At 39.1% G+C, this 26,715-nt stretch carries 37 protein-coding genes; 28 read left to right on the top strand and 9 right to left on the bottom strand.

Annotated elements, in window-relative coordinates; translation table 11 throughout:
- The first annotated feature begins 25 nt into the window (after positions 1-25).
- From Q3C15_RS06035 to Q3C15_RS06000, 8 genes are all read left to right on the top strand, one after another.
- A complete protein-coding gene (locus Q3C15_RS06035; protein ID WP_302704650.1) occupies positions 26-1,045 on the top strand; it encodes a lipoate--protein ligase in 1,020 nt (339 codons plus the stop codon).
- Positions 1,046-1,159: 114 nt separating this feature from the next.
- A complete protein-coding gene (gene pyrH, locus Q3C15_RS06030) occupies positions 1,160-1,879 on the top strand; it encodes a UMP kinase (RefSeq protein WP_057827944.1) in 720 nt (239 codons plus the stop codon).
- 2 nt (positions 1,880-1,881) lie between these two features.
- Positions 1,882-2,445, top strand: a complete 564-nt coding sequence (gene frr, locus Q3C15_RS06025) for a ribosome recycling factor (protein ID WP_057827945.1) — start codon at positions 1,882-1,884, stop codon at positions 2,443-2,445.
- A 77-nt stretch (positions 2,446-2,522) separates the two neighbouring features.
- Positions 2,523-3,320: an isoprenyl transferase gene (locus Q3C15_RS06020; protein ID WP_064207673.1), complete on the top strand. Its 798-nt coding sequence runs from the start codon at positions 2,523-2,525 to the stop codon at positions 3,318-3,320.
- The gene (locus Q3C15_RS06015) at positions 3,317-4,108 is read left to right on the top strand and encodes a phosphatidate cytidylyltransferase (protein WP_302704649.1); all 792 of its coding nucleotides are present in this window, start codon (positions 3,317-3,319) and stop codon (positions 4,106-4,108) included. The genes Q3C15_RS06020 and Q3C15_RS06015 overlap by 4 nt, the downstream gene beginning before the upstream one ends.
- A 30-nt stretch (positions 4,109-4,138) precedes the next feature.
- The gene (rseP, locus tag Q3C15_RS06010) at positions 4,139-5,419 is read left to right on the top strand and encodes an RIP metalloprotease RseP (RefSeq protein ID WP_302704648.1); all 1,281 of its coding nucleotides are present in this window, start codon (positions 4,139-4,141) and stop codon (positions 5,417-5,419) included.
- A 55-nt stretch (positions 5,420-5,474) separates the two neighbouring features.
- Positions 5,475-7,184 carry a proline--tRNA ligase gene (locus tag Q3C15_RS06005; RefSeq protein ID WP_302704647.1) on the top strand — a complete coding sequence of 570 codons (1,710 nt, stop codon included), beginning with the start codon at positions 5,475-5,477 and terminating at the stop codon, positions 7,182-7,184.
- A gap of 117 nt (positions 7,185-7,301) precedes the next feature.
- A complete protein-coding gene (locus tag Q3C15_RS06000; RefSeq protein ID WP_302704646.1) occupies positions 7,302-11,651 on the top strand; it encodes a PolC-type DNA polymerase III in 4,350 nt (1,449 codons plus the stop codon).
- A gap of 123 nt (positions 11,652-11,774) precedes the next feature.
- Here Q3C15_RS06000 and Q3C15_RS05995 read toward each other — a convergent pair whose 3' ends face one another.
- The 7 genes from Q3C15_RS05995 to Q3C15_RS05965 all read right to left on the bottom strand — a co-directional run bounded on the left by Q3C15_RS05995 (position 11,775) and on the right by Q3C15_RS05965 (position 16,220).
- Positions 11,775-12,902, bottom strand: coding sequence for a site-specific integrase (locus Q3C15_RS05995; protein ID WP_302704645.1), 1,128 nt, complete (start codon positions 12,900-12,902; stop codon positions 11,775-11,777).
- A 105-nt stretch (positions 12,903-13,007) separates the two neighbouring features.
- Positions 13,008-14,135 carry a site-specific integrase gene (locus tag Q3C15_RS05990; RefSeq protein ID WP_302704644.1) on the bottom strand — a complete coding sequence of 376 codons (1,128 nt, stop codon included), beginning with the start codon at positions 14,133-14,135 and terminating at the stop codon, positions 13,008-13,010.
- Positions 14,136-14,206: 71 nt separating this feature from the next.
- Positions 14,207-14,407: a hypothetical protein gene (locus tag Q3C15_RS05985; protein ID WP_302704643.1), complete on the bottom strand. Its 201-nt coding sequence runs from the start codon at positions 14,405-14,407 to the stop codon at positions 14,207-14,209.
- 10 nt (positions 14,408-14,417) lie between these two features.
- A complete protein-coding gene (locus tag Q3C15_RS05980; protein ID WP_302704642.1) occupies positions 14,418-14,984 on the bottom strand; it encodes a hypothetical protein in 567 nt (188 codons plus the stop codon).
- An 81-nt stretch (positions 14,985-15,065) separates the two neighbouring features.
- Positions 15,066-15,452, bottom strand: a complete 387-nt coding sequence (locus Q3C15_RS05975; RefSeq protein WP_302704641.1) for a PH domain-containing protein — start codon at positions 15,450-15,452, stop codon at positions 15,066-15,068.
- A 25-nt stretch (positions 15,453-15,477) separates the two neighbouring features.
- Positions 15,478-15,885: an ImmA/IrrE family metallo-endopeptidase gene (locus Q3C15_RS05970; RefSeq protein WP_302704640.1), complete on the bottom strand. Its 408-nt coding sequence runs from the start codon at positions 15,883-15,885 to the stop codon at positions 15,478-15,480.
- 17 nt (positions 15,886-15,902) lie between these two features.
- The gene (locus Q3C15_RS05965) at positions 15,903-16,220 is read right to left on the bottom strand and encodes a helix-turn-helix domain-containing protein (protein WP_302704639.1); all 318 of its coding nucleotides are present in this window, start codon (positions 16,218-16,220) and stop codon (positions 15,903-15,905) included.
- A 235-nt stretch (positions 16,221-16,455) separates the two neighbouring features.
- On the opposite strand from Q3C15_RS05965, the gene Q3C15_RS05960 reads away from it, so the two are divergent.
- Positions 16,456-16,668 carry a helix-turn-helix transcriptional regulator gene (locus Q3C15_RS05960; protein ID WP_302704638.1) on the top strand — a complete coding sequence of 71 codons (213 nt, stop codon included), beginning with the start codon at positions 16,456-16,458 and terminating at the stop codon, positions 16,666-16,668.
- A gap of 14 nt (positions 16,669-16,682) precedes the next feature.
- Entirely contained in the window at positions 16,683-16,844 is a 162-nt protein-coding gene (locus Q3C15_RS05955; protein WP_302704637.1) for a hypothetical protein, read from the top strand.
- Here Q3C15_RS05955 and Q3C15_RS05950 read toward each other — a convergent pair.
- A complete protein-coding gene (locus tag Q3C15_RS05950) occupies positions 16,819-17,028 on the bottom strand; it encodes a hypothetical protein (protein WP_302704636.1) in 210 nt (69 codons plus the stop codon). The two genes, Q3C15_RS05955 and Q3C15_RS05950, sit on opposite strands and share 26 nt — an antisense overlap.
- 56 nt (positions 17,029-17,084) lie before the next feature.
- Here Q3C15_RS05950 and Q3C15_RS05945 point away from each other — a divergent pair, with 56 nt between their 5' ends.
- Genes Q3C15_RS05945 through Q3C15_RS05930 form a run of 4 tightly spaced genes read left to right on the top strand, consistent with a single transcriptional unit; the run spans position 17,085 to position 18,094 of the window.
- On the top strand, positions 17,085-17,336 hold the full coding sequence (locus Q3C15_RS05945) for a hypothetical protein (protein ID WP_302704635.1): 252 nt from the start codon (positions 17,085-17,087) through the stop codon (positions 17,334-17,336).
- Positions 17,337-17,347: 11 nt separating this feature from the next.
- Positions 17,348-17,542, top strand: coding sequence for a hypothetical protein (locus tag Q3C15_RS05940; protein WP_302704634.1), 195 nt, complete (start codon positions 17,348-17,350; stop codon positions 17,540-17,542).
- The gene (locus Q3C15_RS05935; RefSeq protein ID WP_302704633.1) at positions 17,517-17,798 is read left to right on the top strand and encodes a hypothetical protein; all 282 of its coding nucleotides are present in this window, start codon (positions 17,517-17,519) and stop codon (positions 17,796-17,798) included. The genes Q3C15_RS05940 and Q3C15_RS05935 overlap by 26 nt, the downstream gene beginning before the upstream one ends.
- A complete protein-coding gene (locus Q3C15_RS05930) occupies positions 17,786-18,094 on the top strand; it encodes a hypothetical protein (RefSeq protein ID WP_302704632.1) in 309 nt (102 codons plus the stop codon). The genes Q3C15_RS05935 and Q3C15_RS05930 overlap by 13 nt, the downstream gene beginning before the upstream one ends.
- Here the strand turns inward: Q3C15_RS05930 and Q3C15_RS05925 are convergent.
- The gene (locus Q3C15_RS05925) at positions 18,091-18,264 is read right to left on the bottom strand and encodes a hypothetical protein (protein ID WP_302704631.1); all 174 of its coding nucleotides are present in this window, start codon (positions 18,262-18,264) and stop codon (positions 18,091-18,093) included. The two genes, Q3C15_RS05930 and Q3C15_RS05925, sit on opposite strands and share 4 nt — an antisense overlap.
- Positions 18,265-18,325: 61 nt before the next feature.
- On the opposite strand from Q3C15_RS05925, the gene Q3C15_RS05920 reads away from it, so the two are divergent.
- From Q3C15_RS05920 to Q3C15_RS05865, 14 genes are all read left to right on the top strand, one after another.
- Positions 18,326-19,216, top strand: a complete 891-nt coding sequence (locus Q3C15_RS05920; protein WP_302704630.1) for a recombinase RecT — start codon at positions 18,326-18,328, stop codon at positions 19,214-19,216.
- On the top strand, positions 19,164-20,009 hold the full coding sequence (locus tag Q3C15_RS05915) for a PD-(D/E)XK nuclease-like domain-containing protein (RefSeq protein WP_302704629.1): 846 nt from the start codon (positions 19,164-19,166) through the stop codon (positions 20,007-20,009). Before Q3C15_RS05920 ends, Q3C15_RS05915 begins: the two co-directional genes overlap by 53 nt.
- A 2-nt stretch (positions 20,010-20,011) precedes the next feature.
- Positions 20,012-20,677, top strand: coding sequence for a putative HNHc nuclease (locus Q3C15_RS05910; protein WP_302704628.1), 666 nt, complete (start codon positions 20,012-20,014; stop codon positions 20,675-20,677).
- A complete protein-coding gene (locus Q3C15_RS08690) occupies positions 20,667-20,870 on the top strand; it encodes a helix-turn-helix domain-containing protein (protein ID WP_368045395.1) in 204 nt (67 codons plus the stop codon). The genes Q3C15_RS05910 and Q3C15_RS08690 overlap by 11 nt, the downstream gene beginning before the upstream one ends.
- The gene (locus tag Q3C15_RS05905; RefSeq protein ID WP_302704627.1) at positions 20,867-21,079 is read left to right on the top strand and encodes a helix-turn-helix domain-containing protein; all 213 of its coding nucleotides are present in this window, start codon (positions 20,867-20,869) and stop codon (positions 21,077-21,079) included. The genes Q3C15_RS08690 and Q3C15_RS05905 overlap by 4 nt, the downstream gene beginning before the upstream one ends.
- Positions 21,076-21,501 (top strand): helix-turn-helix domain-containing protein, encoded by a 426-nt coding sequence (locus tag Q3C15_RS05900; RefSeq protein WP_302704626.1) that lies wholly within the window; start codon positions 21,076-21,078, stop codon positions 21,499-21,501. Before Q3C15_RS05905 ends, Q3C15_RS05900 begins: the two co-directional genes overlap by 4 nt.
- On the top strand, positions 21,498-21,710 hold the full coding sequence (locus tag Q3C15_RS08685) for a helix-turn-helix domain-containing protein (protein WP_368045394.1): 213 nt from the start codon (positions 21,498-21,500) through the stop codon (positions 21,708-21,710). Before Q3C15_RS05900 ends, Q3C15_RS08685 begins: the two co-directional genes overlap by 4 nt.
- The gene (locus Q3C15_RS05895; RefSeq protein WP_302704625.1) at positions 21,707-22,429 is read left to right on the top strand and encodes a DnaD domain protein; all 723 of its coding nucleotides are present in this window, start codon (positions 21,707-21,709) and stop codon (positions 22,427-22,429) included. Before Q3C15_RS08685 ends, Q3C15_RS05895 begins: the two co-directional genes overlap by 4 nt.
- Positions 22,430-22,431: 2 nt before the next feature.
- Positions 22,432-23,208, top strand: a complete 777-nt coding sequence (locus Q3C15_RS05890; protein ID WP_302704624.1) for an AAA family ATPase — start codon at positions 22,432-22,434, stop codon at positions 23,206-23,208.
- A gap of 111 nt (positions 23,209-23,319) precedes the next feature.
- Positions 23,320-23,508 (top strand): hypothetical protein, encoded by a 189-nt coding sequence (locus Q3C15_RS05885; protein WP_302704623.1) that lies wholly within the window; start codon positions 23,320-23,322, stop codon positions 23,506-23,508.
- A gap of 9 nt (positions 23,509-23,517) precedes the next feature.
- Positions 23,518-23,700, top strand: coding sequence for a hypothetical protein (locus Q3C15_RS05880; RefSeq protein ID WP_302704622.1), 183 nt, complete (start codon positions 23,518-23,520; stop codon positions 23,698-23,700).
- A gap of 1,366 nt (positions 23,701-25,066) precedes the next feature.
- Positions 25,067-25,483: a hypothetical protein gene (locus tag Q3C15_RS05875; protein ID WP_302704621.1), complete on the top strand. Its 417-nt coding sequence runs from the start codon at positions 25,067-25,069 to the stop codon at positions 25,481-25,483.
- 16 nt (positions 25,484-25,499) lie between these two features.
- Positions 25,500-26,054 (top strand): hypothetical protein, encoded by a 555-nt coding sequence (locus Q3C15_RS05870; protein WP_302704620.1) that lies wholly within the window; start codon positions 25,500-25,502, stop codon positions 26,052-26,054.
- Between the two features lie 27 nt (positions 26,055-26,081).
- Positions 26,082-26,390: a hypothetical protein gene (locus tag Q3C15_RS05865; protein WP_302704619.1), complete on the top strand. Its 309-nt coding sequence runs from the start codon at positions 26,082-26,084 to the stop codon at positions 26,388-26,390.
- The last annotated feature ends 325 nt before the right edge of the window (positions 26,391-26,715 follow it).

Here is a 26,715-nt window from a genome sequence, read left to right as displayed (position 1 = left end):
CTCTTTTTCAAATGGAGATGAAGAAATGCAATACTTAGCAATGCAAACTCACGATATTCGAACAAATCTGGCAACTGAAGAATATTTAATGAATTCGGGAGTCATGACGCCGCCGTTTATGCTTTTTTACATTGAAAAGCCGTGCATTATTGTCGGGCGGAATCAGAATACGGTCGAAGAAATCAATGAAGATTACTGTCGCCAACATGGAATTACGATTACGCGGCGGTTGTCCGGTGGCGGCGCAATGTACCAAGATTTAGGCAATTTATGCTTTAGTTTTATTGTTCCGGCTGACCGGCAGCGGTTTGGCGATTTTAAGACGTTAGTGCAGCCAATTGTTGATGCGTTGCACGAAATGGGGGCAACGAGGGCTGAAGTCACTGGCCGGAATGACATCGTGATCGACGGGAAGAAGTTTTCGGGGAATGCAATGTACACCCGCAATGGTAAAACCTTCTGTCACGGAACGCTGATGTTTGATGTTGATACCAATGCGGTTGCTGGAGCATTAAAGGTTCCGAAGGATAAAATTGAATCCAAGGGGATCAAATCGGTTCGCAGCCGGGTTACAAATTTAAAGCCGTATTTGAAGCCGGAATTCCAAAAACTTGATACAGCTGGTTTTCGAGATGAACTGATCAAGCGCATTTATCACGTTGATGACCTTAGTCAGGCCCAAATTAATGAATATCAATTAACGGCAAAGGATCAGCAAGCCATTCACCAAATTGAAACTGAGCGTTACCGTGATTGGGATTGGGTCTTTGGGCAATCGCCAGCCTTTACAGTCAAAAAGCGGAAGCACTTTGATGCCGGAACGATCGATGCACGGTTTGAGGTTCAAGACGGGAAAATTAAAATGGCGAAGATTTATGGCGATTTCTTTGGCGTTGAAGATGTCCACCAGCTGGAAAAAGCCTTGATCGGTAAGCCATACGACGTTGATGCGATCACCAAGGTGTTGCGATCATTTGACTTGAACAAGTTCTTCAATGGAATTCCAACCAACGATGTGATCGAATTGATTGCACATCAACATTAAAAAACGATGCGCATTAAATGAATAATCCCTTTTGTAACATTGATTGTAATATGATAGAATATATTGAGATTAATTACATGAATGTATCATTTTCAATCAAGTAGGAGGGTCCACATGGCTATTAAGTATAAACGTGTCGTATTAAAATTGAGTGGCGAAGCTTTAGCAGGGGATGCAGGCAAGGGAATCAACCCGCCTGAAATCCGGAAAGTTGCTGAAGAAATCAAGGACGTTCATGACCTTGGCGTTGAAATTGCCATCGTTGTCGGCGGTGGTAACATGTGGCGCGGAGTTACCGGTGAACAACTTGGAATCGAACGTGCTCAAGCAGACTATATCGGAATGCTTGGAACGGTAATGAACGCATTGGCATTGCAAGATACCTTGGAATCACTTGGTGTTCCAACCCGGGTTCAAACCGCGATTGAAATGCGGCAAGTTGCTGAACCATATATTCGGCGGAAAGCAGTTCGGCACCTTGAAAAAGGCCGGATCGTAATCTTTGCTGCCGGAACTGGTTCACCATACTTCTCAACGGATACAACCGCTGCTTTGCGGGCATCAGAAATTAACGCTGATGTGATCTTAATGGCAAAGAACGGGGTCGACGGAATTTACTCAGCTGACCCGAAGAAGGATGCAAGTGCAATCAAGTTTGAAACATTGACCCACTTAGACATCATCAACAAGGGTCTTCATGTCATGGACTCAACGGCTTCAACATTGTCAATGGATAATGACATTCCGTTGGTTGTTTTCAACATGAATAAACGTGGAAATATCAAGAAAGTTGTTCAAGGTGAAAATATCGGAACAACAGTGGAAGGAAAATAATCATGAAGATTACAAATGAAATTATTAAAGAAGGCCAAGAAAAGATGGTTAAGGCTGAAGAAGCCTTACAACACGAACTTGGCGGCATTCGGGCCGGCCGGGCCAATGCCAGCTTGCTTAACCGGGTAACGGTTGATTACTACGGCGCCCCAACGCCATTGAATCAAATTGCTCAAATTTCAATTCCTGAAGCCCGGGTATTGTTGATTTCACCATACGACAAGTCATCATTGGATGATATTGAACATGCATTATTGGCTTCAGATCTTGGATTGAATCCGGTCAATGACGGAACCGTTATTCGGTTAGTCATTCCGCAATTGACTGAAGAACGCCGGAAAGAATTGGCAAAGGAAGTTAAAGCTGTTGGTGAAAAGGCCAAGGGCTCAGTTCGGCATGCGCGGCGTGACATTCGCGAAGCTTTGAAAAAGGCTGAAAAAGACGGCGAAATGTCAGAAGACGAATTACATGATTTAGAAGATCAAGCACAACAAGTTACTGACGAAGCAGTAAAAAAGGTTGACGAAATTGTTGCTGACAAGGAAAAGGAAATTCTTGAAGGCTAAGATCAACAGATTTGGGGTAAAACAGACAGTGGCTGTTTTTACCCTTTTTTATTGTCATCAGTGAATGGAGAAGAACAATGTTTAAGAACTTATTTAAGAATACAACGGCGGGCGAAACTGAAGAAGTTAACTTAGATCCCGCAAAGATGCCGCAACACATTGCCATTATTATGGATGGCAATGGCCGGTGGGCTCAACGCCGCGGATTACCGCGGGTTGCCGGTCATAAACGCGGAATGGAAGTTGTTAAGGATATTACGAAAGCAGCAAGCGACTTAGGAGTCAAAGTATTGACGCTTTATGCCTTTTCAACCGAAAACTGGAAACGCCCCGAAAGCGAAGTCAGCTTTTTAATGGATCTGCCGGTTAAATTTTTTGATACGTTTGTTCCGGAATTGATCGAAAACAATGTCCGGGTCAACGTAATGGGTTACACGGAATACTTACCGAAAAAAACGCAAAAGGCGGTCAATGATGCAATCGAACAAACGAAAAATAATACCGGAATGGTGCTGAACTTTGCCTTGAATTACGGCAGTCGGGCTGAAATCATCACGGGGGTAAAGAAAATCGCCACTGAAGTTCAAAATGGCGATTTAGCCGTTGATGAGATCAATGAAGAGGTGCTTTCGAAGTCTTTGATGACAGAAGAAGTTGCGCCATACAATGATCCAGACTTGCTAATCCGGACAAGCGGTGAAGAACGAATTTCAAACTTCTTGTTATGGCAAATTGCATATAGCGAATTAGTCTTTACCGATAAATTATGGCCGGAATATCAACCAGATGATCTGGTCCATGATATTTATGAATTCCAACAACGCGACCGGCGTTTCGGTGGCGTAAAGGATACTAAGGGAGGAAAATCGAAATGAAGCAACGCGTGACAACCGCAATTATTGCTTTAATTATTTTTATTCCGCCTTTAATTATTGGCGGAACACCATTTAATATTTTAGTTGTTGCAATGGGAATCGTTGCAATGACTGAATTTGTTTCAATGAAAAAATTATTTGTCGTTTCACCAGCGGCATTTATTAGTTACTTTGCAATCGCCAGTTTACTGGTTCCACGGACATGGTTGAAGTTTTTGCCCAAGGATGAAAGCTACATGGATCTTTTCTTTGTTTTCTTACTGTGCTTGTTAGCATTCAGTGTGATTTCAAAGAACATGTTCAACTTTGACGATGCCGGTGCGCTTGTATTAGGGGCAGTCTATGCCGGTTTCGGCTTCCACTTTATGATCCAAGCGCGGACCGAAAGTTTATGGATGCTTTTGTATGCTTTACTGATCGTTTGGATCACTGATAGCGGCGCATACTTGATTGGCCGGAAAATCGGGAAGCATAAGTTGGCTCCAAAAATCAGTCCGAATAAAACCTGGGAAGGCTCAATTGGCGGAACGCTTGCCGCAGTTGTCATTGTGGGGGTATATGTCTTCTTTATGAAGCCGTACTTCAAGTACAATTTCGCATTGATGCTTGTTTTGACTCTTGTCTTTTCAATTGGGGGTCAATTCGGCGATTTGATCGAATCAGCCTTTAAACGGCACTACGGTGTAAAGGATTCAGGTAAGATCCTTCCAGGTCACGGCGGCATTCTTGACCGGTTTGATTCATTATTATTTGTCTTACCGTTAATGCACTTTGCCGGTTTGATTTAATTTTAAAAAGAAGGGGGTAAACCCAAAACAATGATTGTAACAATTATTGCGTTTGTGATCGTTTTTGGCGTGCTGGTGTTTGTTCACGAATTTGGTCACTTTTATGCAGCAAAGAAATCCGGCATTTTGGTACGTGAATTTTCGATCGGAATGGGGCCGAAACTTTTTGCATATCATAAAAACGGCACGACATATACGTGGCGGTTGTTGCCGTTAGGTGGTTACGTGCGAATGGCCGGCCTTGAAGATGATGAAGAATCACTAAAAAAGGGTTCGCCGGTAACCTTGTTGCTTGATAAGCAGGACCAGGTTACTAAAATCAACACCAGTCAAAAGAAAATGTTAAAGGGCGGGTTGCCGTTGATCGTAACTGACTGGGATCTGCAAAAGGAAATGTGGATCGAAGGTTACGAAAATGGTGACGAAAGTCAGGTTAAACGGTTCAATGTTAAACGCGATGCAATGATCACCGAAGAAGATGGAACGGAAATTCAGGTTGCACCGTTAGACGTTCAATATCAATCCGTCAGTGTTCCAAAGCGAATCGTGACGAACTTTGCTGGTCCGTTTAATAACTTTATCTTAGCAATCATCGCCTTTGGCCTGGTCGCAATGCTTCAAGGCGGTGTTCAGATTCCAACAAATTCAAATGTAATTGGAACGGTTCAAAAGGATTCCGTTGCTGCGAAGGCCGGCTTAAAGGCGGGGGACCAAATCGTTGCCATCGATGGTCACCAAGTTTCGAATTGGCAAGATCTTGTAAGTGATCTTAGTGATCGCGGCGGTAAGCAGACTACGTTGAAAGTGAAACAGGCTAAGCAGACTAAGGAAATTCAGCTAACTCCGAAGACGGTCAAACAAAACGGGCAAAAGACCGGTCAAATTGGGATTACTGAAAAAATTAAGAACGATCACTCAATTGGGGCGATCCTTGCATTTGGATTTACCCAAACGTGGAATATCACCATGTTAGTCTTTAGTGCAATTGGACACATGATCACTCACGGGTTCAGCCTGAATGACTTGGGCGGCCCGGTCGCAATGTATTCGATGACGGCGCAAGCGGCCCACCACGGGGCAATTACCGTTATCAATTTGATGGGCTTGTTATCAGTCAACCTGGGAATCATGAACTTGTTACCAATCCCAGCCCTTGATGGTGGAAAAATCTTACTGAATATCATTGAAGGAATCCGCAAGAAACCGATGGATCCGAATAAGGAAGTCGTCATCACGATGATTGGCTTTGCGTTCTTGATGATCTTAATGGTTCTGGTTACCTGGAATGATATTCGCCGTTACTTCTTTTAAAAGTTTATGGTAGACTTAGAATTAAAATAAATCGTTCGAAGGAAGAGGGATATTAATGAAACAAACACGGATGTTAATTCCGACAATGAAGGAAGTCCCGAGCGACGCGGAAGCAGTCAGTCACCAACTGATGCTGCGGGGCGGCTACATTAAGCAAATTTCAGCCGGGATGTATACATATTTACCGTTAGCGAACCGCGTTTTACAAAAAATCGAAGCAATTGTTCGCGAAGAAATGGATGAGATCGGCGCCGTTGAAATGCTTGCGCCGGCTGTAATTCCAGCCGAATTATGGCAACAATCCGGCCGGTACGACACCTATGGTCAAACATTGTTCAAGCTAAAGGATCGCCATGACCGCGACTTTATCTTAGGCCCAACGCATGAAGAAACCTTTACGGAAGTTGTGAAGGATTCAGTGAAATCATATAAGAAATTGCCGTTGGTTTTATACCAAATTCAACCAAAGTACCGCGATGAAAACCGGCCACGGTTCGGTTTATTGCGGGGCCGCGAATTCATTATGAAAGACGGATACTCATTCCATGCTGATCGCGAAAGCCTTGACCAAGTCTTCAATGACATGGGAAATGCTTACCGGAACATCTTTAATCGTGTTGGATTGACATTCCGGGAAATCATTGCGGATTCAGGAACAATGGGTGGAAAAGATTCCCACGAATTTATGGCAATTGCTCCAATCGGGGAAGACACCGTGGTTTACTCTGACAGCAGTGATTACGCCGCTAACATTGAAAAGGCAACGAATCTGCGCACGGTTCAAAAGTCACACGAAACACCACAAGAACTGAAGAAGGTTGAAACGCCGAATGCAAAGACGATTGACGAAGTTGCTGAATTCTTAGGCGTTGATCCGCAAGATGAAATCAAGACGTTGTTGTTTGTCGCTGATGACGAACCAATCGTAGTTTTAATGCGTGGAAATGACGAATTAAACGAAACGAAATTGAAGAGTTTCTTAGGGGCTGACAGCTTACGGCCAGCCGTTGAAGAAGAAGCCCAAAAGTACTTAGGAGCAAGCTTTGGTTCATTAGGTCCAGTCGGAATCGATGAAAACTTGAAAGTATACGCTGACCTTGATGTTGAAGGCATGGTCAATGCCAGTGCCGGTGCAAATGAAGACGGTCATCATTATATCAACGTTAACCTTGATCGTGACTTTAAGGTCGATCAATTCGTTGATTTACGGACGGTTCGTGAAGGCGACACTTCTCCGGACGGCGAAGGCAAGTTGAAGTTTACTCGCGGAATCGAAATCGGCCACATCTTTAAGTTAGGAACCCGTTATTCAGAAAAGATGGGTGCCAATGTCTTAGATGCCAACGGGCGTTCAATTCCAATGATCATGGGATGCTACGGAATCGGAATTTCACGGTTGCTTTCAGCAATCATTGAACAAAACCATGACGACAATGGAATGATTTGGCCACGCAGCATTGCGCCATTTGATATCCACGTTGTTCCGGTTAACGTGAAGAACGAAACTCAGCGGACATTGGCTGAAGATATTGAAAAGCTGTTGCAAGATGCTGGTTACCAAGTCTTACTTGACGATCGGAAGGAACGGGCCGGTGTTAAGTTTGCTGATTCAGACTTGATGGGCTTGCCAGTGCGGATCACGGTCGGCAAGAAGGCTGATGACGGTATTGTTGAAATTAAATTACGGAAATCTGGCGAAACGGTTGAAGTTAAGGTTGACGAATTAGTTGATTCGCTTGCAATTTTATTGAAGAATGTCGATTAATTTTTAAACCGTTACAAACCGGTAAAAACTGAAGAAAGATAAGACTGGGTTCTTTTGTCCCGGTCTTATTTTTGTTATGATAGAACAAGCACATAAATACGAGGGAGGACCAAAAGCGTGGCACTTAGTAAACAAGAATTATTTGAAAAGTTGCTTGAACAGGTTGATTGGCAACCGGATGCGGAATTTCAAGAAGCATTCAAGGATGCAGCCATCGACCAGGTTGAAGTTCATGTGAATTCGCACCGGTGGGATTTTCATTTAAAGGTCAATGATATCTTGCCGTTTAATGCCTATCAAGATTTAGCGAACCATGTTGCCGCTGCTTTTAAGGAAATTGCCGCAACCCGGCTAATTGTTGAAACAGAGGATCCCGAAGTTACGGATCACAATTTAGCGGATTACTGGGAATGGGCGGTGACGCACAGTGAAGTTCATTCACCGATGATCCACGAAGTTTTTCGCGGCAAAGTGCCATACCTGGATCATAAACGACCAATAATCGTTGCGGAAAACGAGGTTATTAAGGACTTTTTGACAACGAAAGCCCTTGGACCGATTGAAGAGGAATATCAACGGCTGGGATTCCCAAAGATGACGTTTGCGACGATCGTTGATGATTCCAAATCTCAAGAAAAAATCAACGAATTTAAGGAACGTAAAGCCAAAAGCGATGCTGAATTAGCGCAAAAAGCAATGGCAGCGATCCAAAAGCAAAATGAAAAGCGCAAGAAAGCTGCGCAAAAGGCCGCTCCAGTTGACGGCCCGGTTGTAATTGGACGGAAAATTGCTGATGACATTCCGGTCCGGCAAATGATCGATATCAATGAAGAAGAACGGTCAGTGGTTGTTCAAGGTTATATTTTTGACCGTGAAATTCGGCAGCTGCGTTCAGAACGCAAACTGCTGATTTTGAAAGTTACGGACTACAGTTCATCATTTGTTATCAAGAAGTTTTCACGGGATGAAAATGATGAAGCGTTGTTTGACGCCCTGAAACCGGGAAAGTGGATCAAGGCGCGCGGAAGCGTTCAAGAAGATACTTACATGCGGGATTTGACGATCAATGCGTATGACATAATGGAAGTTCACCATGAAGAACGCCAGGATACTGCGCCGGAAGATCAGAAGCGGGTCGAATTGCACCTGCACACCAATATGAGTCAAATGGATGCTACCAACAGCATTTCAGATTACGTGGCGCAAGCTGCTAAGTGGGGCCAAAAGGCAATTGCGGTTACTGATCATGGTGGCCTGCAAGCTTTCCCTGAAGCGCACACGGCGGGGCAAAAGAACAACGTTAAGATTTTATACGGCGTTGAAGCGGACATCGTTGAAGATGGCACTCCAATCGCATACAACGAACAGCACGTTAATTTGAAAGATGCCACCTATGTTGTCTTCGATACCGAAACAACGGGGCTGTCTGCTCGGTATAACAAGGTCATTGAATTGGCGGCCGTCAAGATGAAGAGCGGGACGGTCATCGATCAATTTGAACAGTTTATTGATCCGGGCCACCCGCTTTCAGAAACGACGATCAATTTAACAAGTATTACGGACGATATGGTTCGGGGATCAAAGTCGGAAGAAGAAGTCTTCAAGATGTTCCAAGACTTCTGCAAGGGCTGTGTGATCGTCGGACATAACGCAACGTTTGACGTTGACTTTATGAATACCGGCTACGAACGGCATGGCTTGCCATTGATCAGCGAACCATGGATCGACACGTTGCCGTTAGCGCGGTTCCTGTATCCTGAAATGAAGGGGTTCCGGTTAAATACTTTGGCCAAGAAGTTGGATGTTAACCTGGAACACCACCACCGGGCAATTTACGATGCTGAAGCCACCGGATATATCTACTATGCAATGCTGAAGGATGCGGAAGAGCGGTATGATATTAAATTCCATGACCAATTTAACCAGTACATGGGCCAAAATGACGCCTACAAGCATGAACACCCATTCCATGCAACGATCCTAGCACAAACGCAAGCAGGATTGAAGAATCTTTTCAAGCTGATGTCGGATGGAATGACGAAGTACTTCTACCGCGTTGCGCGAATTCCGCGGTCAGTGTTGGATAAATACCGTGAAGGCTTGCTGGTTGGTTCAGCATGTGCTGACGGTGAAGTCTTCACGGCGATGATGCAAAAAGGCTATGGCGTTGCGAAGGAAAAAGCAAAATATTACGACTATCTTGAAGTTCAACCAAAAGCCATTTATGCACCGTTGATCGAACAGGAATTGGTCAAAGATGAACACAACCTTGAAGAAATTATTGCTGACATGGTGAAGTTAGCGCATGAATTGAATATTCCGATTGCAGCTACGGGCGATGTGCACTTCATGAACAAGGAAGATGCAATCTACCGCAAGATTCTGATCCACTCGCAAGGTGGGGCTAACCCGTTGAACCGGTTACGCAAGTTGCCGGATGCGCATTTCCGCACAACGGATGAAATGCTTGAAGCCTTTGATTTCTTAGGCGAAGACACGGCCAAAGAAATCGTTGTCGACAATCCGAATAAGATTGCAGCAATGTGCGATGAGATTTCACCGGTTAAGGATAAATTGTATACGCCAAATATGCCAGGAGCGAATGACCAAATTCGCGAATTAGCGATGAACAAAGCGCATGAATGGTACGGTGATCCGTTGCCGGAATTAGTTCAGGCCCGGCTTGATAAGGAATTGAAGTCCATTATCGGGAATGGGTTTGCGGTTATTTACCTGATTGCCCAAAAACTGGTATTTAAGTCAAACAAAGACGGGTACTTGGTAGGTTCCCGGGGATCCGTTGGTTCAAGTTTTGTTGCTACGATGACCGGGATCACCGAAGTTAACCCGTTGCCGCCGCACTATCGGTGTCCAAAATGCAAGTACTCGGAGTTCTTTACAAAGGGTGAATACGGTTCGGGCTACGATTTGCCGGATAAGGACTGTCCTGAATGCGGCACGCCGTTGATCAAGGACGGCCAAGAGATCCCGTTTGAAACGTTCCTTGGATTTAAAGGAAACAAGGTTCCGGATATTGATTTGAACTTCTCAGGAGACTACCAGCCAATCGGGCACAATTACACGAAGGTTTTGTTCGGGGAAAATAACGTATATCGGGCCGGAACGATTGGGACGGTTGCTGACAAGACGGCGTACGGATATGTTAAAGCATATGAACGGGATACGGAACAAACCTTCCGCGGCGCTGAAGTTGACCGCTTAGCAAAGGGCGCAACTGGCGTTAAGCGGACGACGGGCCAGCACCCGGCCGGAATTCTGGTTGTTCCGGATAACATGGAAATTTATGATTTTTCACCGATCCAATACCCGGCGGACGATCTGAATGCGCCATGGCGGACGACTCACTTTGATTTCCACTCGATTCACGATAACATTTTGAAACTTGATATTCTGGGGCATGATGATCCGACGATGATTCGGATGCTGCAAGATCTTTCCGGAATTGATCCGAAGTCGATTCCAACTGATGATCCCGGCGTGATGTCCCTGTTCTCCGGAACGGATGTTTTAGGTGTTACGCCGGAACAAATTCAATCAAAAACCGGAACGTTAGGGGTTCCTGAATTTGGAACGCGGTTTGTTCGGGGAATGCTTGAAAAGACGCATCCCGCAACCTTTGCGGAATTGCTGAAGATTTCAGGGCTTTCCCACGGGACGGATGTTTGGTTAGGCAATGCTGAAGAATTGATTGAAAACGGCACGGCGAAGATGAGTGAAATTATCGGATGTCGTGATGATATCATGATGGATCTGATTCACTTTGGCGTAAATTCAGAAACGTCATTCCAGATCATGGAACACGTGCGGAAAGGACGCGGAATTCCAGATGATTGGCAAAAGGAAATGCGCGAAGCTGATGTGCCTGACTGGTACATTGGATCATGCTTGAAGATCAAGTACATGTTCCCGAAGGCCCACGCGGCAGCTTACGTTTTGATGGCGTTGCGGATTGCGTACTTTAAGGTTTACTTCCCAATCATCTACTACGCTGCATACTTCTCTGTGCGGGCGGATGACTTTGATCTGGTCGCAATGGCTCATGGAAAAGAAGCCGTTAAGAATGCGATGAAGGAAATTAACGACAAGGGAATGGATGCCTCAACGAAGGAAAAGAACCTGTTGACGGTGCTTGAAATTGCGAACGAAATGCTCGAACGCGGTTTCAAGTTCAAGATGGTCGACATCAATAAGTCGGATGCTTCTGACTGGTTGATCATGGAAGACGGGAAGACTTTGCTGGCACCGTTCTCAGCCATTCCAGGATTAGGATTAAACGTTGCTAAACAAATCATCGCGGCGCGGGAAGAAAAAACCTTCCTTTCAAAGGAAGACTTAGCTAAGCGCGGAAAGGTTTCCCAATCGATCATCGAATTTATGAACGAACAACACGTACTTGATGATTTGCCAGATGAAAATCAACTAAATCTATTTGATGATATACTTTAATGTTGTATATAAAGTCTATGAAATCAATATTCATAGGCTTTTTTTGTTTTACTTTCAAATTAATCTTCCAAATTTAATTTTGAGTAAGATATAAAAAGTGAATACGAGTTTGAATACGTTTTGTTATAAATCGATGTAATTCGCAAAAAGTTTAGGTGTTTCTTTTTGCTTAGATTTTGTAACGTGAGTATATATTTCTAAAGTAGTTTTGGAATTTGAGTGTCCTAATCTTTCTTGAACTTCTTTTAAGGTTGCTCCTGCTTCAAAAAGTAAGCTAGCGTGAGTGTGTCTAAATCCATGTGGAGAGATTTCTTTTAAACTAGGGTGTTTTTTGTAGAAATAATGTAAATCATTCTCAATATTTGAGTTACTTAAAATCTTAGGGCTTCTTAGTTTGGTAAACATTAAGTTTGTGCTATCACGAGAAATTCCATTCGCAAAAAATAATTTTTGCTGCATGATTTGCCATTCTTTTAAAATATGCAACGTCTTGTCATCAAGGTAAAGCGTCCGTTTTGATTTTTTTGTTTTAGGGTCTGATATTTTGTATTCTTTGGTTTCTACGATATAAATTTTTCCTTTAGAAATATCTAATTTCTTGTTTTTGAAATCAATGTCGCTCCATGTTAAGGCGGTAGCTTCTCCTATCCGTATTCCAGTAAAGGCAAGCAACCGACAGAAAGGGTAAAGATAGTAAGTACGATCTTTGGAATAGTTTTCTAAAATTTTGAGAAACTCTTTTAATTCTTTTTTACTGTAAAAGTTGCTATCTTTATTTCTTCTTGGTCGACTGTTTCCGTGAGATTTAGGGTAGGTTATTTTCCTAAATGGATTGCTGTCGATAATTTCAAGCTTAACGGCATAGTCTAGTGGCATTGAAATAAACTTTGTGATTGCTTTATATCCGGCATATTTTTCGGCGAACTGATTTGTGATTTGCTGGCAAAAAGCAACGTCCATTTTCTTGAAATTCATGTTCTCATATTTCTTCAAATAGAGTTTATATCTTTCTTTAGCAGTGCTTAGTGTGGCTTCTTTCACTTTATGCTTGTATACATTATCGAACCAGAGTTCAAACAACTCTCCAAATGTTTTAGGAGAGTTTAATTGTTTTGAAAACTTTCCACTTTCAAAATCTGCCTGAACTTGACGAAGGGCTTTCTGTGCTTCTTTTTTAGTTTTAAAACCGCGCCGTGTGGTTCTAACTTCTTTACCCGTGATTTTATCCTTACCAAGATAGACCTGAAACATGTGGTATATTTACGACTTGTATAAAATTAACCGCTAGGAATCAACGTTCTAGCGGTTTTTGTTCGCTTAAATATATGTTATGGTCGCCGAATGGTCGCAATGCTTTTACAATTCGTCCAATTTGTCAATCATTTTTCGTTTGGCTTTCTTGGTTACATGAAGATATATTTCTTCGGTAACTTTGGACGTATGACCGACTCTTTGTTGAATAACATATAACGGAACGCCTAATTCTGCAAGTTTGGAAATATGAGTATGGCGGAATATATGCGATGTCAATTTTTTGTCCAAGTTTAATTCTCGCTGAATGACCTGCAAAGATTTGTTCACGTTTTCCGGAACAAAAGCATATCCAAACCGATTTTCAAAAATGAAATTTGTTCTATGTTCAATAGTCTTCTGATGATTGATGATTTCAACAGCACGATTTGAAAGCTCAATATTTCTGAAAGAACCTTGAGTTTTGGGAGATAATGATTTTTTTCTCTCACTTGCTGGAACACCTAAATAATTAAGTGTACCGGTAATGCTGGCAATATATACGCCGTCAGTTTGCTTTATATCATCAAACGAGAGGGCAGCAGCTTCGCCTAATCTCATTCCGGTTAGATACAGCCATTCAATCAAGGGTGCAACTCTTTTGGCGTGTTTGTATGCGTAACTCAATACGGCTTCCAGTTCATCATTTTCTAAGAATTTATTTTCGATTTTTCGTGGTCCGGTGTTCTTTTTCCAACTAATTGAAACGTCATTGATTGGGTTATGTTCAAAGTATCCCTTTTTGGTCGACCACGTGAAGAACACTCTAATATATGAATAGAGCGTCTTAACAGTGGATAGCTTATATCCCGAGTCGTACTGCATACAGTCAACAACGTTTTCGATATATTTTGGTGTTATCTTATTGAGCAAGGCATTTTCGCCGAAGAACTGTTTTATTTTTTTAGCGCCAACATTTTTCAAGCCGTTAAAGGTTGACGACTTAACAATTTTCTTGTAGAACGTTACCCATTCATCAACCGCATTTCCGAGCCTGATTGTTTTTTGAACAGGGGAAAGAGTGCTTTTCTCTAATGCTTTTTCAATGCGTTCTGTTAAGATTATCCGGGCCTGTTTCTGTGCTGCTCTTGATTTGGAATTCAAGGTGCAGGACACGGTTTTACGTTTTTCTGTCAGTGGGTCTTTATAATCTTGAAAATATCTGAATTTCCCATTTCTTTCTTTGATATACAACTCCAGTTCTCCTTTCTAGAATATACGTTCGCTTTGGCTGCTAAATAAAAACCCCGAAAGTGGGGCAATTATTATTTGAATAAATCAAAAATCGAAAAAGTTGTCTTGTGATAAACCTTGTTGTATAGCGCCTTTTGGGGATTCTTGATTATTCCAGTTCCTTTCTTTCCGTAACCGGGAATTAGTGCTTTTTTTACAGCGCGTTTAGCTCTCCCAGTTGTTCTAGCTGAAATTGATTTTCTAAAGCTAGGCTTTCTAATTCCGTATTTCATAATACTTCTCCTATCTTAAAGCCTTTCGATAACCTGCATTAATAGCTTGTTGTTCGTTATCAAACACAACTTCGTTTTTAGGACTGATTCTGTAATTATGCTGGTCTGCTGTGTGGTAAATGTGGGTTTTGGCGTCTCCAATGACTTTTCCTGCTTGTGCAGTATGATCCATACCATCATCGGTAGCAGTTTGATTATTATTATTATCGTTATTATCAGTTTGTGCACCGTTGTCATTATTTATGCTGGTTTCACTACTGATACATGAAGAACTAGCCGAACTATCATTTTTAGATGAAATTTTACTTGATACTTTGCTAGATTTTGTAGAGGATGAGGATAACCTACTTGATTTCTTTGATACCTTTTCAGTCTTGTTCGATTTACTTGTTGAGTCTTTTTTATTTGAAGAGGTATCGCCAAAAATGCCAGTAAGGATAAAACAAATTATAAAGATGATCCCATCCTTTTTGAATAATGACCAGTCTTTTGTTTTCGTGCATTTAAAAATCAGATAAAATAACCTAAAAAATAAAACAAAGGCTATGAACCCTGCTAAGTTAGCAATAATTGTCATATATAAACACTCCTAAATATATAATCTTTAGCTTTTTATGTCTTTGATGATTAGTCAATATGTTGCGACATTTTCGTACAATTAAATCTTTTGTACTTGTGCGTTGCTAACATTTGATATAAAACTGTCAATTTGATTTTTCTTTATTTTCATAATATATGTTTGATATTTTCCACTGGTAATCATCAATTGGTCATGTAAGATACCTTTGCTTCCGGAAATTGAATCTAATTTGTCTAATAAAATAACGTTATTAGTTGTTGTTCCGCAAATAATTATTTTTTTATTAGTACATGCAACAATAACGCTTATTCCACCCATTGCAGCTCCTTGCTGTCCTAAAATTATGTCTATGATCTGTTCATTGTCACTTATTAAATTAGATAATGGTTTTAATAGTCGTTTCTTTTTACAAATTTCGTTTTTATTTATATTTTTGATTTTTGTAATTAAATCATTAATATTCATAATGCTTCTCCAATCGGTTTTTATTTCACTTACTCAATTTCATAATTTTAGTAACGTTATCGAACAAGTAGTTAGGCACATTAAATACTTGCATGAACGTCACAGGATTGTCTTCATATCCCATATCTTTAAATATAGGAATTAATAATTTGATTGCCTCAACGTTTGCTTCTTTTTCGATTAATTCTTGTGATGAATAGGAAGCGTGATAAAATGCCATTTCGCAATCATCATGATTCATAATGTGCGCAATTTCATGCGCTAACTGAAAAGGCAACTCCTTTGGATTATGCCAATTAGTATTAATCACAATGCTATTATATTTAGCCGAAGCACCAGAAGGAGTGTACGAATCAAATAGATTAGACCATTCAATTCTAATATTCATTTTCTTAGTAATGTGCATTAATTGTTCAATGATGTATTCGTTCAAATAAATCACTCCGTGTATTATTTCTTCGATCCACGTAATAATCTTCTCATTAGTTCTATATCTTCTTTTGGAATTTTTCTTCCTTCATATGTAAAAATGACATCGTCGTCGTTTATATCTACGGTTTGTTCTTGACTGTGATTACTTTTATATTCTATAAGGTCGTTAGTCGAAACATTTAGAACGTTTGCTATTTTTTTAAGAGTCTCTAATTTTGGATTTACTTTTTTATATTGATATATCATATTTTTACTTAATCCAGCTTTTTCAGCTACCTCTTGTAGACTATATCCACGAATTGTTGCGTATTTTTTTATATTATCAAATGCTGTCATATCAATAATTTTCACTCTTTCACAAAAAAAATTACAGTTTTTACAGTATTTTTTGTTTACTTTTTACAGCTATGCTGTTATTATAATAGACGTAAACAAGTTAATAACTATTTTAAAACTTATTAAATCGAAACGCTAGATTGTAAAGTAAGTGTTTTTATACGTTTTGATTTTACAGCTACACTGTTAAAACGTCAATAAGTTTGTAACAAATTTAGAAAGGAGAGTGAGAAAGTTGCCAGAATTAGAAGCACTTCTCGAAACTCAAAAAAACGAGGTTGAAAAGCGAATCAAGATTGAACTTTTAGAAAGAGGTTGGACTCAGAAAAAACTTTCTGATCTTATCGGAGAAAATCGTGCAATGGTAAATCGAGCTATTAAAGGCGACACCACGCCAAGAAGTATCGAAATTCGTAGCAAGATTTTTGAAGTTCTAAATCTTAAATAGAAAGGAAGATCACATTGAACATTGATGAACTTCAACGTAAAGCCGATAAATTGGTTGAAACATTAAAAGAAGCCAAGTCATTGATTAACGACTTGGCAACTGGAAAAGAAATAATTGACTTAACGTTAGACGGAAAAGAAATTGCGAGTTCTACTTGTTCGAAAAATGATCGTTGAATTGATCTTCAATGACTTTTCTTAATTCGTTATCAAAGACAAGATGATATTTTTTCATAAATTCAGCAATCGAATTTTCAACAGCTTTATCACCTTCTCCACCAATAAAATTGAATTCTTTACATGTTCTTTCAATGGCTTTGTGGGAAGCGATAATAGCGCAATTTTTTAATTTGATTCTCAAGTTCAACACCTCCCTTCATAGGGAATAAGCAAATTATATCAGAAAGGAAGATTCGAATGAGCTTGGAACTAATCACAGAAGAAGAGTTCATCAGGAAATACATTCCTGCGAATACGAAAGAAAAGAAACAGGCTTTTGCTCGTAAGAAACAAGATTGTTTGGACATGGGTTACACAGACGTGTTTATCAAACCTTACTACAATCAAATCTTTGTCAACGAAAGACGGTATCAAGATTTCTTGATTGAGAAATCACGGCGAAATTATGAAGAAAGAAAAGCTGCTGCATTAACCGCAGCAAAATTTTAGGAGGTATCGAAATGAAAGTAAATTGGTTGGTCGTTGATGTTGGTCTTTGGGTTTATATCATCACAAGTCTTTTGAATGCTTCGCTTGTTGCTTCTTGGGTTATGTGGTTGGCGATGGTTTTACCATTAATTCACGTTTGCAAGAAGAGCAACGACGAAGTCAAAGAAAGGAAGATGTTGAATGATCGCACAAAAAAAGCCCGGTAAAACCGAGCTTGCAAAAACCATGACAAATAACTTTAACAAAGTTAATTATTTCAAAAAAATCCATCAAATTCAAGTCTTTCGTAAAGAGTTGCCGCTAATTCTGCGAAGAATACCTTTAGAACAACGCATTGAGTTGTTAGAAAAGATGATACCTAAGATTGAAGTTAAACAAATGGCAATCTTTGCAAGACAGCTTCAAGATGCATATATCGCAGTTTGGTATTTAGAAAGGAAAGATGGTAGATGTGTGAGATAAAAATTGGCGCAACCAAATACAAAGTAGTAGCAAATTTACAAGTTATTGATCCAGCAGCTCGAGGAGTTGTTATGGGAGAAGTTGATTATCCAAGATGTTTAATTACGTTATTGGGTCCGTTAAATAAAACTAGAAAAGAAGAAACTTTAATCCATGAAGTTCTCCATGCAATCTTTTTTGAAGCGGGATACCTTGAGCATAGTGAAGAGATGGTAGATAGATTAACGCCATTTCTGTACAGCTTTATTAAAGAAAATAACCTCGACAAATTATTTGACGAGGTTAATAGAAACTAAGGCTTCTCTTGTCTGATCCCTTTGTACTTAGATCCATCTTTCTTGACACTCATAAATTTCCCGGTCGATGTGTCACGTTTGACAAATCTTTGTGTCTTAGGATTAAAGACTTGTGACCGATGTCGAACAGCACCTTTACGGCTGTTATTTTTCGGTGGATTAGTAGCCATAACTTCACCTCCTTTCATAAGGAGATAGCTCAATTATACAAGAAAGGACGGAGTAAAAACTATGACAAATAATTTAGTACAAATTCAAAAAGATATTACAGATACGGTAAGTACAAAGATTACAGAACTTGAAAAAACGGGGTTGCAATTGCCAAAAAATTACAATGCTCAAAATGCTTTGAAAGCAGCGTTCTTTACTTTGAACGAAACAATGACTAGAGATAAGAAACCAGTACTTGTTGCATGCGATAAAGCATCAATCGCTAATACTTTGTTGGATATGGTTACTCAAGGACTAAGCCCAGCAAAGAACCAATGTTATTTCATTCCATATGGAACTAAATTGCAAATGCAGCGTTCATATTTTGGAACAGTCGCAGTACTTAAACGCTTGAATGATATTGCTGATGTCAAAGCTGAAGTAATTCATAAAGGAGATGAGTTTGAGATTGGATCTAATCAAGATATGGAAACAGTAGTAAGTAAATTTGTTCCTAAGTTTGAAAACCTAGATAACGAATTGGTTGGAGCATTTGCCATTATCAAACGAACAGACGGGCAATTGGATTACACGATTATGACCAAGAAACAAATCGATAAAAGTTGGTCTCAAACACGTCAACATAATAACCAAGTCCAAAAGAATTTTGGAGATGAAATGGCAAAACGAACGGTGTTAAATCGGGCAGCCAAAATGTATATCAACACATCTGATGACAGTGATTTATTAACGGATGCAATCAATCGTACAACAAGCAATGAATTTGATGATACTGAAATTCGTAAAGATGTAACACCTAAAGAAGAAAAAGCTCAAGAACTTGTAAAACAGGCACTTAAAGCCGAAGAACCTGAACAAAAACAAGTTGAAGAAAATTCAGAAAAGGAGGAACAAGGCAGTGAACAAGGAGAATTGCTCGACCATTTCGGAATGCCGATTGACGGCGAATAATTATTACACTCACGAAACTGATAAGGAATATATGTCTGTTTCCTTATTCAAAGATTTTCTGAAATGTGAAGCCTGCGCTTTAGCAAAGCTAAACGATGAATGGAAGCCGGAAGAAGATAAAACAGCTTTGTTGGTTGGCAACTACATTCATTCATATTTTGAGAGTGAAGAAAGCCATAACAAGTTCATTGAAGAAAATAAAACTGCAATGCTTTCAACCCGTGGTAAAACAACCGGTCAGCTTAAAGCACCTTACAAAATTGCTGATGAAATGATTGCCAGTCTTTCGGAAGAAAAACTTTTCAAATCATTTTACGAACCGGGAGAAAAAGAAGTCATTGTTACTGGTGAAATCGGCGGTTATCCATGGAAAGGTAAAATTGATAGTTTATCGAAAGTTCAGGGCTTTTTCTGCGATTTGAAAACCACTCGTGATATTCGACAAAAGATTTGGAATGAAGATACACGGCAGAAAGAAAACTTCATTCAGGCTTACGGATATTACTATCAAATGGCAGTTTACATTGAGCTGATTAAGCAAACTTTCGGCGTTGATTGCCAGCCATTTATTTTCGCCGTTTCAAAGCAAACTCCACCCGATAAAGCATTGATTGATTTCAACACTGAAAAATCGCAAGAACTGCTTGAAGAGTCGATGAACGACATCATCGAAAAGCAACCGCATATTTGGAACGTGATTAAAGGCAACGAGAAACCTAAGCGCTGCGAACAATGTGAGTATTGCAGAGCTACTAAACATATTTTAAAACTTACTCACGCTGACGAGGTTTAGCAATGTTTGGAACGTTAGACAGAATTCAAGGAAAGCAAGTTTTAATCACGCTTGACGATGAAATCGACATGTACAAGGTTCAAAGGCTGTCAGGTGGCAAAAAACCAATCGTAGAGCTTGATATTTCAGACGGACGTAAAATCACACCAAGTCAGCGGAAAAAGATATACGCGTTGATTAATGACCTTTGCGAGTATACGGGGGACGTTCCCGAATACTGGAAAGAAAAATTCAAATTCATGGTTGAAACGATTTTCGGAATTGATGAGTTTAGTTTGTCTGACTGCTCGGTTACAGTAGGCAATTACATGATTTTGACGATTTTAGAATTTTTGTTTCAGCATGATATACCATTCAAAACCAAAACATGGGACAGCATACCAAACGACTTTCCTAAGCAAATGTTATGTATCAAAAACAAGCGTTGCGTGATATGTGGAAAGCCTGCTGATATTGCACATTACAATGCTGTTGGAACTGGAAGAAACCGAAACAAAATTAATCATGTTGGAATGTACATCATGACGTTATGTCGAGAGCATCATACAGAGCAGCACAAGATAGGAATTAACAATTTTATGAATACGTATCATTTAAAGCCAATCAAAGTTACGAAAGAAATCGCTAATGAATTGCATTTAGGAAAGGTAAAAAACCATGAAGAATAGATTGCGGATCTTACTAGCAGAAAAGAAAATGAAAATTTCGGAGCTGTCTGAAGAACTGAAAGTATCACGAAACACATTGACATCATACTATTACGAACGCTGTTCAATGTTTCGATTGGATATCGTTTTAAAAATCTGCGATTACTTTGGCTGCTCGCTAGATTACTTTTTCGTGAGGAGCAACAAACGATGAAACGGCTTAGAGAACTAATGATTGAAAATGAATTGACATATCAAAAACTTTCCGACCGGCTAAAGGAAAAGAATATCAGCGTAACTCCTGACGCTTTGAGAAAATGGGCAGTCGGTGCAAGAAAGCCAAATGTATATAAGGCTTTAGATTTAGCTTCTTTTTTTCATGTTTCAATCGATTATCTAGTTGGAAGGAGTGATAAACGATGAACGGAGTGAATAAAAAAGCTCTTGGAAACAAGATCCGCACGTTAAGAATTGAAAATCATTGGACTATGAACGACTTAGCGCAGTTTGTCGGAGCAGGAAGTAAGTCAACGGTTAATAGTTGGGAAAGAGGTCAATCCGTTCCAAGTATGGATAAACTCAATAAATTAGCAACCTTATTTCAAGTGAGCTGTGATGAGTTGATTAATGCAGGAAAAGTTAATTACTTAGCAAGATTGGAAGAACTGAGAAAATCGAAAGGCATTACTCAGAGAGAACTTTCAAGGGAAACGGAAATGTCATTTCAAAGTATTTCTTTTTATGAACGCGGAGAAAGAGAGCCAGGCGTAAAGGCATTAATAAACCTAGCCGATTATTTTAACGTTTCAATCGACTATCTTGTAGGAAGAAGTGATGAGCGATGATAGAAAACAGACTAAAAGTTATTCTTGCTGAAAAGCGTTTGAAGATAAAGGACGTTGCTCAAAATACCAGCTTATCAAGAAACACAATTAGCAATATAGCAAATAATCCTTACAGTAACGTTTCAAATAGCACTCTTAATAAACTTTGCGAATGCTTAAATATAACTCCTGCAGACTTTTTCCTCTATAAAAAGGAGGACTCAAGATGAAAGAATATCCTAATTACTATTCAATAACTCCTGCAACAGTGAGATATGACAATCGGTTAAAGCCTAATGAAAAGTTGTTATTTGGGGAAATCACGGCTTTATCGAATATAAAAGGATATTGCTACTCAACAAATAAATATTTTTCAAAATTATACGATGTTGCTACTCCTACTGTTTCAAAATGGATTAATCATTTAAAGGAACTTGGATATATAAAAGTTGAAATGATTAAAGAGGGAAAGGAAATAAAAGAAAGACATTTGTTTCCAGTTGTTGACCCTATTAACAAAAAGATTAATACCCCTATTAATGAAAAAGTTAATAGCCCTATTAACAAAAAGGTTAAAGAGAATAATACAAGTATTAATAATACAAGAATTAATAAATCATCATCAACAGCCACAACCGATCAGAATGCTTTTGAGTTGTATCAGATAGTCGTTGGAATTTTGACACCTATGCAAAGTCAGAATTTGAGCGAATACATTCGTGAGTTATCTGACGACGTTGTTAAGTTTGCTATCAATGCAATGGCAAATCAAACAGAACAGCGGAGCTTTAATTATCTGAATAGAATTTTGATGAAGTACGAACAGCTTGGAATAAATACTGTCGAAAAAGCCGAAGCATTAGAGAAAGAACATCAAGCCAAGAAAAAACCAAAGAAGAAAGCTGTCAAGCGACAAAGCAAGCCAAGTGAAGAATGGGGAGGTTGGTAGGAATGGAAGCAGTAGCTGACACAATCAGTAAGATCATTAAACGATTCCGTTTAGGCGACATTAAGGCGGAAACACCGGAAGAAAATGCTAGACGCCAAGCGGAATACGAAAGGCAAAAGAATCTTGAATATTATCAGTTTGAAACTAAGAACTTTCTTAAAAAGCGCTCACTGTTTAATCAGGAAAATGCTCTGATAAGTGAATACAAAGGCATTGACGAGAATAGCCCTGATACGTTCAGAGAGCTTGCTAAAAGGTCAGTAGATGTAGTTAGAGACTTTGTTAATCAAAATATGTATACGGTCATTTTAACGGGCAAAGCAGGGACGGGGAAAACAATGCTGACATCTTGCATGCTTAACAAGCTCAACCAAGAAACTTATTTGCGTTGTTTGTTCGTTTCAGTGCCTGCCATGTATGACCTAGTAATGAGCAAGTTTGCCAAAGATTCGGATAAGAATATCAAGAAGAAACAAGACCGGCTATATCACTTAATGAACGACGTCAAAGAAGCTGACGTGATTGCACTTGACGATTTAGGTTCGGAAACAAGTTTGAAAAGTGAAGTGGTTGAAGCTAATCAAACTTTCCAAGATACGCTTTTCAAAATTGGCGAAATCATTCAAACGAAAGGCCTGATTATCTCAACAAACAACAGTAGTAGTGATTTCCAAGAGATGTATAACCCGAAAATCACAAGTCGGTTGCTGACGAAGAATCCAGCGCATATCTTTAACTTTCCTGAAAGTTTGGAAGATAAGCGGATAGCAAGGAGATAACAGTATGATTAAAGATTTTGATAAATGGGCTAGTATCCCAGAAAACAGAGATTTATTGTATGAGATTTTGGGCAAAGAATACCCTGAATTGAAAGATTAGGAGATGATTTCATGAATAAATTAGAACTTGATCGCTTAGACGCAATCTTAAATGAACTAAGCGAATTTAACGAAGATGTGCGCAGTTTCTATATGTGCAATGACAATTTGAACATGCACAATACAGTTTGCGATATGCGAACAGATTTAATTAGTGCGTTAGAAATCGTTAATGACGCAGAAAACAGAATGTGCCATTAAGGAGATGAGATGATGAAAGCCGAAGATCGAAAGCAAATCATGTTTTTTAAGAAAAATATTGATGAACATATGGAAGATTTTGAGCAGGACATTGATTCGCCGGTTAATGCGTATGATGACGCTTGTAAGGCAAGAATGGCAATTAATGAAATGATTCATCTATTCAAAATTCAAGGATACGTTGAAGATTAATCTAGTTTGGTATTGGCGGTTCGATTCCGCCGCTAGATGTTGTCGTTGCTGTCAGAACGGCAGAAGAGATTGTAGTTCATATTTCACCTTCTTTTTATTGGTTTTAGGAAAGATATACAAGCGCGGTTAATTAATCTGACAGAGTCCTGTATGGTTTCCGGAGTTCGAGTCTCCGGCAGGGCTTTGCAGCCTTTGAGATACGGGCTGTGAAATTTAAATTTAGGAGATGATTTCATCTCCACAAAAAAGTCTTTGCTGTATCTCATTCAAAAAATTTACACTCTGACTTAACGACTGTGAAAGGTCGTTGAGCCTTTGCAGGTTTAAGGTGTACCTGCTAAAAAAATACACCGGTCTAATACATGTGGTTAGGGAATGCAACCACAACCAAAATTTATACAGAAGAGAGATGAAAAATCTCCTTTAAGTGCTTATTCTTATCGCATTCCACAACGGATATTGAGTCATCAACTTTTAAACCGGCGAAAAGCTTAGGAGTGCAAGTTTTTCGTAAGAAATGAAATCAGAAAATGAAAGTGAAGTGAAAAAACAACTCTTTTTCAATATTAATCAGCACTCAAGCGACAATTTAATAAACTTTCAAAATGATACGAGAGCCTGCTAGTTGTCAAAGGCTGGCAGGTTATTCCGAGAAGTGATTCTCGGAACCTATTCATACTAACCTATTTGTCTTTTTCGACTTGCTAGTTGTCAAAGGCTAGCAAGCCTTTGCGGGAAACCGCAGAAAATATAACACAAGAGGGTTGTCTCCCTTCAAACTCTCTTAACAAGCAGGCTTGCTGATTACCAAAGGTCAGTAAGTCATTCAGCGAGAAACAACGTGAGCCGATTAGTTTCAAGCTGATACAAATTTATAAAGAAAGTAGGAATCTTTCTTTCCGTTTTTTTCAACAACATCGGTTCATACATTCTGACACGTTGACTTTAACTATATGGTGGATATTTTCACCGTATAGGCGTTTTAAAAGAAATGGGGTGTATTTACATTGAAATGAATTAAAATCTCTTAGAAACGAAAATATAGCATGAAATTAAATTAGCTCTTTGAAAAATGAATAACGCAAAATTAACAACTTACCTTATGATTTTTCGCTATTCGCTTTTCAAATTTCCTTTTGTAAAAAAATTATAAACTTCCATGGCTTAGCAGCTTTCGCAGGCTGTTAAGTCATTGCTCCTCGGACTTGGGAGCATGGGTATTACATTTTAGCAATCTCAAGCGATTGGGAAACGCAAATCAGGTTTAAATCGACCAACGAAAAGAGTAGCCGCATTGGTTTATCACGGTTCGACTCCGTGAGCGGCTGTTATCCGGATAAAAAATCAAATTTATGGAGTGATAGCAATGATTGAACTTGTTATGAAAGGCACATATAAAGGACGGACCTTTTGGATTACTAAACACGAAATAGAAGAACTTCCAGAATTAAGTTTACTTCCTCATAAATGGTACTGCGGCTATGTTGAATACGATCCAACCACAGAACACGACAGCGAAGATTTTGATGTTTTCGGAGGAATAACCTTTGTTGGTAATTTAGATCAACTAGAAACGTTTGATGAAAATATCGAAGTCATTGGATTTGATACAGCACATTTTAGAGGTGAAGAGATGACCGTTAATGATGTTCGCGAAGAATGTTTTAGGTTAATTGAACAGATTGAATCATTACAAGAGAAGAGATATTGCAATCAGTGTGGAGCAAAAGTTAAACCATATTTCAACTTTTGTGAAGTATGTGGTCAAAAGTTAAGAAAGTAAGAGGAATAACACGTTTATGAAACTAAAGATCAAATCAGAAAAATACACAATTATTTTTGAAGGAAAGCCAGAGGAATTAAATTCAATTAGAAAACTTTCTCAAATCAAAAATGACGTTGATTTACCTAATGAAAGTAAAGATGAAAAGAATACTCATGATGTAGATAAGATGATTATTCCTAGCGAAAAAGCAAAATCATGCCCAAATATTGAATATGATCTTTGGAAAACAGACGTTGAGTGTCCTTTTTGTGGGAAATCATATATCACAAAAGAACGTTCAACGAATACATTTACAAAATGCCGATTCTGTCACAAAGCAATTTATCTGAAATGGGCTACCGAAGAACGCGGAGTAGCAAATTCAAAAGGTTTCTTATTTGTTGCTAACGAGCCGATGAAATTTAAATCAGATACCGATGACGTTTCAGAAGATATACCAACATCTGATAGTCCGATTGAAGAAATTTATAAATGGCTTGATGAGAAAGGCATTGATTATTCAAGAAATTCTTCAAAAGAAAAATTGTTGGCATTAATTATGAAACTCGAAATGGAAAAGACGTTTTAAAAAGGTTATAGAAAGCGAGTGAAGAAAATGGCTAAATTTGTGAAGCTGGAAAGCGGAGATTATGTAAATGTTGAACATATTAGATATATCAGAACTAAAGAACGTTATTACGCTATTTTAGACGATAGCGGACAAGGAACAACGTTAACAAAGAAAGATTTAGACAACATTTTGAAAGCGAGTGGAGATGTTTTCTTAGTTGCTATTAATGATACTCAAACATTAGGTGTTGGTGGCGGAATGACTAATGAAAAAGCTGTGGACAATTTGTTGGGATTTATTGAAAATTTTCAAAAGGAAAACTCTAACCCAGAAGTCGGCGACACAAAAAAATGATGATGACTTAATAAGTTCGGTTAAAGAGTTTATTGAGGACGCCAAAAAGGACTTAGAAGAATTAGACATTAAGCTGTTAAAAAATCATCTTGAGGTTTTGAAAGAGACTATTGATGATATTGAAGCAGATAGAAAAGAGGGATAGGGGACAATGAACAACAGGTGGAGAAGGCAGTTAGATTTGAGCCTAAGATATTTTAGATTTCGTCACCCTCAAAATAGTCTATTTCGATATGTTGCAAATCCTATTGAAAGAGTAATGATTGAATTTAGATTTCGTGCATTAAATTACTATTACTCATTAGCTGTGGTTAAGTATAAACAC

Source organism: Ligilactobacillus sp. 110_WCHN, assembly GCF_030518115.1.
Classification (GTDB): domain Bacteria; phylum Bacillota; class Bacilli; order Lactobacillales; family Lactobacillaceae; genus Ligilactobacillus; species Ligilactobacillus aviarius_C.
Note: the sequence above shows the minus strand (reverse complement) of the source record. Positions and strands in the feature narration are given on the sequence as shown.